The following is a 5,563-nucleotide window of genomic DNA, read 5'->3' as shown; positions in this document are numbered from 1 at the left end:
CCGCGCCAGTCGGCCCCCGCGGCCCGGGCGGCCCGGGCGGCGAAGGCGGTCCAGGCGGCGCTGTCGGGGCTCAGGCCATGGTCGACGGTGAGGGCGAGCAGGCGCCGGCCGTTGGCGCGGGCCCAGTCGGAGGCGAGGCGCAGCAGGGCGACGGAATCGCCGCCGCCGGACAGGGCGAGGGCGACCGGGCGCCCGGCGTTCCGCTCAAGGCGCGCGCCCAGCCGTTCGCGGACGCGGCCAAGCCAGGGCGGGACGATCCGGGCCGGGGCGGTGGGGCTCAGCCCGCTCTCCGCGCCGCCGGGCAGGCGAACTGCGTGCGCAGGGCGGCGGCCCGGGACCGCGCGGCGGCCGTGACGCCCGCGGCGTAGCGCCGGTCGAAATCGCCGAGGGCGGTGCAGGCCTGGGTCTTGCGGTCGTTGGCGTTCAGGGCGCTGGCCAGTTCCAGCACCGTCTCGCCGGCCCAGGGCGTCGTCGGCCAGCCGTTCAGGGCCGCTGCATAGAAGGCCACGGCGCCGGCGTGGTCGCCGGCCGAGACGCGCAGGTCGCCGAGGCGGGCGTTGGCTTCGCGGGCCTGCGGCGTGTCCGGCCAGGCCAGGGTCACGGTCTGCAGGGCGCGGTCGCCCATGGCCGGGTCGGAGGCCGCCAGCCGCACGGCGGCGGCGAGGTCGCGGCCGGCGTCGCCCGTCGGGGAAGTCGAGCTGATCGGGGCGTTGAGCTCCGCCTCGCGCTGGGCCGCCGCCGCTATGTCGCGCAGCCGGGTCTCGGCCGTGCGCAGCCGGGTCTCGAGGGCGGCGTTGTCGCGCGTGCTCTCGTCGAGCTGGAAGGTCAGGCGCTCAAGGTCGCCGTTGACCCGCTGCAGGGTCGCCTCGAGGTCGCCCAACCGGCGGTCCATGATGGTCACGCGGCCGGTCAGGGCCACGACCTCGGGATCGGGCTCGACGATCACCGGCTGGCCGGCGGCGTTGCGCTGGGTCAGGGCCCGTTCGATGCGGCGGACGTTGCGGTCCAGCTGTTCGAGACGGCGCTTGTCCCACTGGATCGGCTCCATGGGGGTGGTCTGGGCCACGACGGTGGTCGTGCCGGCGATCAGCACGACCCCCAGGGCGGTGACGAGGGCGTTCCGGGTGCGCAGGGCGGGGGGCAGCTTCAGCATGGTTGTTTTCGTCCCACCGATTTGAGGCCGCCGCAAGGCGTCATCCCGTCAGGCCCAGCGCGACGATGGCGAGGATGAACAGGGTGAAGGCGATGCTGCTGAACACCAGCAGCAGCAGGGTGCGCCACGCGGCGGAGAACCACGACAGGCCATAGGCGCCCTTCAGCTGGGCGAACATGTGCGCCGGCACGCCGAAGGTGAACAGCAGGGCGCCGAGGACGGCGAAGCCGCTCCACAAGGGCCCGAGGAGAGAGATCACCATCATCAGGACCGACATGGCGGTCAGCGAATAGAGCACGAAGACGCCGTGGTCGTAGAGGGTGAAGCCCCGCCGCCAGAGAAACAGCAGCGCCACGAACGGGATCGAGATGGGGATCAGCAGGAAGCTGAATTTGTAGGCCGTCTGCTGGACCTTGTAGAGGGCCAGATCGGGATTGAGGGCCTTCTTGGTCAGGGTCTTGTCGAGGCCCTTCGAGCCGGTGTTGAACTTGAGATCGCCCGAGGCGACGGCGTCATGCACCTGGGCCTGCCAGCTGCCCGGAGCCAGGCCGTCGGTGCGCGCGGCGGCCGAGCCGGCGACGCCAAGCCTGGTCTCGAGCACGCTGACCGTGGTCTCCTGCGCCCGCACCTGCAGCTTCAGGGCGTCGGAACCGGGCCGCTCCCCGGAGGCCCGGCGATCCTCGGCGAGCTTCGACCGGGCGGACTCCAGGGCGCGCAGGGTCTCGGCGCGCTCGGCGGCGGACAGCGTGGTGTTCACGTCCGGCTCCAGCCCGCCGGAAAAGCTGAACACGAAGAACATCAGGAAGACGGTGAACAGGAACATCGCCAGCGGCGACACGTAGCGGGTGCGGCGGCCCTGCACCCACTCGCGGGTCAGCCGGCCGGGATTGAAGGCCAGCAGCGGCAGGGTGCGCCAGATGCGGGCGTCGAAATGCAGCACGCCGTGCAGCATCTCCTCGCCGAGGTGCAGCAGCGAGCGGTGGACGTGCGTGGGCTGGCCGCAGTTGGAGCAAAATTTGCCGTCGACCGGCTGGCCGCAGTCGGTGCAGTCGCCCTCGGCGTCGCCGGCGTGGCCGGTGGGCCGCTCGAGAGCGCCTGCGAGAATCCCGGCCGAGGCCGCGCCGCCCGCCGCGTCAATGTCCATGCCCGCCTCCGCCTCTGCGCCCGGAATCTAGCGGCGTCGGCGCACGCCGGTCAAAAGGAAAGGGGCGGCCGCTGAACGGCCGCCCCTCCCGACGTTCGACGATGGGGTCGGATCAGCGCGTGGCGCCGCTGACGATGGCGGTGTGGGCGTTGCGGTTGCGGGCCCAGGCTTCCTCGTTGGAGCCGGCCGCGATCGGCCGTTCCTTGCCGTAGCTGATGGTGTCGATGCGGGCGGCCGAGACGCCGCGCGAGACGAGATAGCTGCGCACCGACTCGGCGCGGCGGGCGCCGAGGGCGAGGTTGTATTCCCGGGTGCCGCGCTCGTCGGCATTGCCCTCGATGCGGACGGTGACCTGCGGATAGCGCTGCAGCCACGCCACCTGGGCGTCGAGGCGCGGATAGGCGTCGGTTCGGACCTCGTAGCTGTCGAGGTCGAAATAGACGCGGTCGCCGATGTTGACGACGAAGTCCTGCTCGGAGCCCGGCGCGGCCGAACCCAGGTTGCCGCCGTCGACCGGGCCGGAGGGGGCGGTCGGATACTGCGGGCCGGTGCTGGGCGCCGGACCGTCGCCGGCGCCGGTGTCGACCGGGCGGCGCGGGGTGCAGGCGGCGATGGCCGTCACGGCCACGCCCACGGCGGCCAGACGGACGAGGGTCGAGGTCTTCATCATCGATCGTCTCCTTGGTGCGAGGCCTCGGCCTCCAGCTTTGCTATAAAACTCGGGTACTGGCGCGCCAGCGATTTCGCCAGTCGCGATAACGCGGAATTGAGCCGAAAGGCTCCGCTTGCCGTCAGGTTGAGCAGCTGTCCGGGCCGCCGCCTCCGAGGTTGGAGGGCTGCTCGTCGAGCAGCGGCGACCAGGCCGGATCGGAGCCGCGGCCGTTGTAGCCGGCCTGGCTGACCACCCGGCCCGACAGGTCGACGGTCCACAGCCGGGTGTCGCCGCCGGGCGACTGGCGCGCGAACATGATGTAGCGGCCGTTCGGGGCCCACGACGGGCCCTCCTCGAAATAGCTCGATGACAGGATGCGCTCGCCGGTGCCGTCGGGATTCATGACGCCGGTCGAGAAGCGGCCGCCCCCCTGTTTGGTGAAGGCGATCAGGTCGCCGCGCGGGCTCCAGTTCGGGGCGGTGTAGATGCCGCCGCCGCGGCTGATCGGACGCTGGCCCGAGCCGTCGGCGCGCATGACGTAGAGGCGCGCCGAGCCGGACCGGTCCGAGGTGAAGACGATCTGGCTGTTGTCGGGGCTGAACGACGGCGAGGTGTCGATGGCCGGGTCATTGGTCAGGCGGCGCACCTGCCGGCTGGCGAGGTCCATCACATAGACGTCGGTGTTGCCGCCCCGGATGATCGAGAAGGCCATCTTCGAGCCGTCATTGGAGAAGCGCGGGGCCAGCACCTGTCCGTCGAATTCGCCCAGCGACTCGCGCCGGCCCGTCGACAGGTTGAACAGATAGATGCGGCTGTAGTCCCGGCCGAGCGCCACATAGGTGATCTCATTGGGATCGTTCAGCGAGAAGCGGGGCGACATGATGATCTCGTCGCCCTGGGTCAGATAGACGGGGTTGAACCCGTCCTGGTCGGAGATGGCGAGGCGCGACAGGCGGTTCAGCTGGGTGCCGCTCTCGGACACGAACAGCACGCGGCTGTCGAAGAAGCCGGCCTCGCCGGTCATGCGCTGATAGACCAGGTCCGCGATCTTGTGGCCGATCCGGCGCCATTGCTCGGGCGTGGCGGTGAACCGGTACGAGGCCAGCTGGCACTGGCGGTAGGGGTCGTAGAGGCGGAAGCCGAAGTCATGCCGGTTGTCGGGGCGGGGCGTAACCGAGCCGTAGAGCACGGCCTGGGCGCCGATCGAGGTCCACTGCGGGAAGTTGGGGGCGTTGGCGAGGGTCAGGCCGGTCTCGACGAAGCTGGCCGGATCGAGCGGCTCGAAATAGCCCGAGCGGCGCAGGTCGGCGCGGATCACGCTGGAGAGCTCGGAACCGTTTTCGCCGCTGAAGTCGGCGACAGCGATCTGGAAGGGGCGCAGTACGCCCTGGTCGATCTCGACCTCGACCGGACCGGTCTGGCCCGGCTGCTGCCCCGGAGGCGTCTGCGCCGTAACGGCGCCCGCGGTCATGGCCAGAATGGCGACACCGGCCAGAAGTCGGTTCAGACGCATCGATAGCTCCCGCAAGTCAGACGTTCGCCGATCCTTATCACCGGACCGTTCGCGAGGAACCAGCATGGCCGCGATTGGGGCGACTTTCGGGCCTGATCAGTCTTCGTCAGCTTCCGAAGCCAAGGCACAGGCGCGGGCGGTGACGAAGAGCGGCCGGTAGGTTCCGCCGGTGAAATCCGGCGGCACGTCGAAAGGCGCGCTCCGAAGGAGGGCCAGCCGGGCCGTCTCAGCCGCGGCCTGCCAGGCGGGGTCCTGCTGCGGGCGAACCAGCGTCGGCCCCTCCACGATCCGGCCTTCGGCGTCGAGGGTCACGTCGAAGGCGATCCGGTGACCAGCGATCGCCGCCGCATCGCAGGTCGGCGTCCAGTTGGCGTAGATCTGACGAAACACCGCGACGATGTCCGGCTCTGAGGTCTGCGAACGCGGGTTCGCGGCCCGGGGAGCCAGGTGGTCCAGATCCAGTTGTCCGGACGCAGTGTGCGGCCGGGGGTCCTGGGTCAGGGCGGCGGTCAGCAGCAGCGCGGCGAGGATCACCGAACTCACCCGCGCCCGCAGGCGCGCTCCATGTTGAACGAGGGCCGATACTCACCGCCGGTGAAGCCGGCCGGGACGTCAAACGGCGCGGTGCGCACCAGCGCCTGCATGGCGCCGGCCGCGACCGCACGCCAGACGGAATCGTTGCGGGCTCCGACGAGGGTCGGCCCCTCGGTGATGCGGCCGCGCGAGTCGAGGGTCACGTCCATCTGGATGCGCAGCCCCTCGGCGCCCGGCGTCTGACAGGGCGGATTCCAGTTCTGGTAGACCTGATTGAACATGGCCGTGATCACCGGCCCGCTGGTCTGGCCGGCCGTGCCCGAGGCCTGCTGTCCGGACGGGCGGGCGGGGGTGCGGTTGGGCGAACGGTTGGGCCGGTCCGCCGCGAGGGCGCCGAGGTCGAGGGAGTCTTCCCGCGGCGGCCGCGGCGTTTCGCGCTTCTTCGCCGGCGGCGGCGTGGCGGCGCGCGGCGGCGGCGTGGGTCTGGGAGCAGCGCGCGGGGTGGGAGCCTTCTCGGGCGGACGCGGCGTCGGGACGGGCGTCGGCGTCGGCGGCGGCGGCTCGGCC

General features: G+C 71.4%; 7 protein-coding genes. All 7 read right to left on the bottom strand.

Going from position 1 to position 5,563, the window contains the following annotated elements; genetic code table 11:
• A partial coding sequence (locus VGD32_RS13010) for an ATP-binding protein (RefSeq protein ID WP_331032307.1) occupies positions 1 to 173 on the bottom strand: 173 nt, incomplete at its 3' end.
• Between the two features lie 104 nt (positions 174 to 277).
• Positions 278 to 1,153 (bottom strand): tol-pal system protein, encoded by an 876-nt coding sequence (locus VGD32_RS13005; RefSeq protein WP_331032305.1) that lies wholly within the window; start codon positions 1,151 to 1,153, stop codon positions 278 to 280.
• Between the two features lie 40 nt (positions 1,154 to 1,193).
• Positions 1,194 to 2,297 (bottom strand): DUF3667 domain-containing protein, encoded by a 1,104-nt coding sequence (locus VGD32_RS13000; protein ID WP_331032304.1) that lies wholly within the window; start codon positions 2,295 to 2,297, stop codon positions 1,194 to 1,196.
• Between the two features lie 112 nt (positions 2,298 to 2,409).
• Positions 2,410 to 2,964 carry a peptidoglycan-associated lipoprotein Pal gene (gene pal / locus VGD32_RS12995; protein WP_331032306.1) on the bottom strand — a complete coding sequence of 185 codons (555 nt, stop codon included), beginning with the start codon at positions 2,962 to 2,964 and terminating at the stop codon, positions 2,410 to 2,412.
• Between the two features lie 124 nt (positions 2,965 to 3,088).
• On the bottom strand, positions 3,089 to 4,462 hold the full coding sequence (gene tolB, locus VGD32_RS12990) for a Tol-Pal system beta propeller repeat protein TolB (protein ID WP_331032303.1): 1,374 nt from the start codon (positions 4,460 to 4,462) through the stop codon (positions 3,089 to 3,091).
• Positions 4,463 to 4,558: 96 nt separating this feature from the next.
• The gene (locus VGD32_RS12985; RefSeq protein ID WP_331032302.1) at positions 4,559 to 4,996 is read right to left on the bottom strand and encodes a hypothetical protein; all 438 of its coding nucleotides are present in this window, start codon (positions 4,994 to 4,996) and stop codon (positions 4,559 to 4,561) included.
• 5 nt (positions 4,997 to 5,001) lie between these two features.
• Positions 5,002 to 5,563 (bottom strand): hypothetical protein (locus VGD32_RS12980; RefSeq protein WP_414644422.1); only part of this gene is annotated, 562 nt, incomplete at its 5' end.

The organism is Brevundimonas sp. (assembly GCF_036402095.1).
Taxonomy (GTDB): domain Bacteria; phylum Pseudomonadota; class Alphaproteobacteria; order Caulobacterales; family Caulobacteraceae; genus Brevundimonas.
Note: the sequence above shows the minus strand (reverse complement) of the source record. Positions and strands in the feature narration are given on the sequence as shown.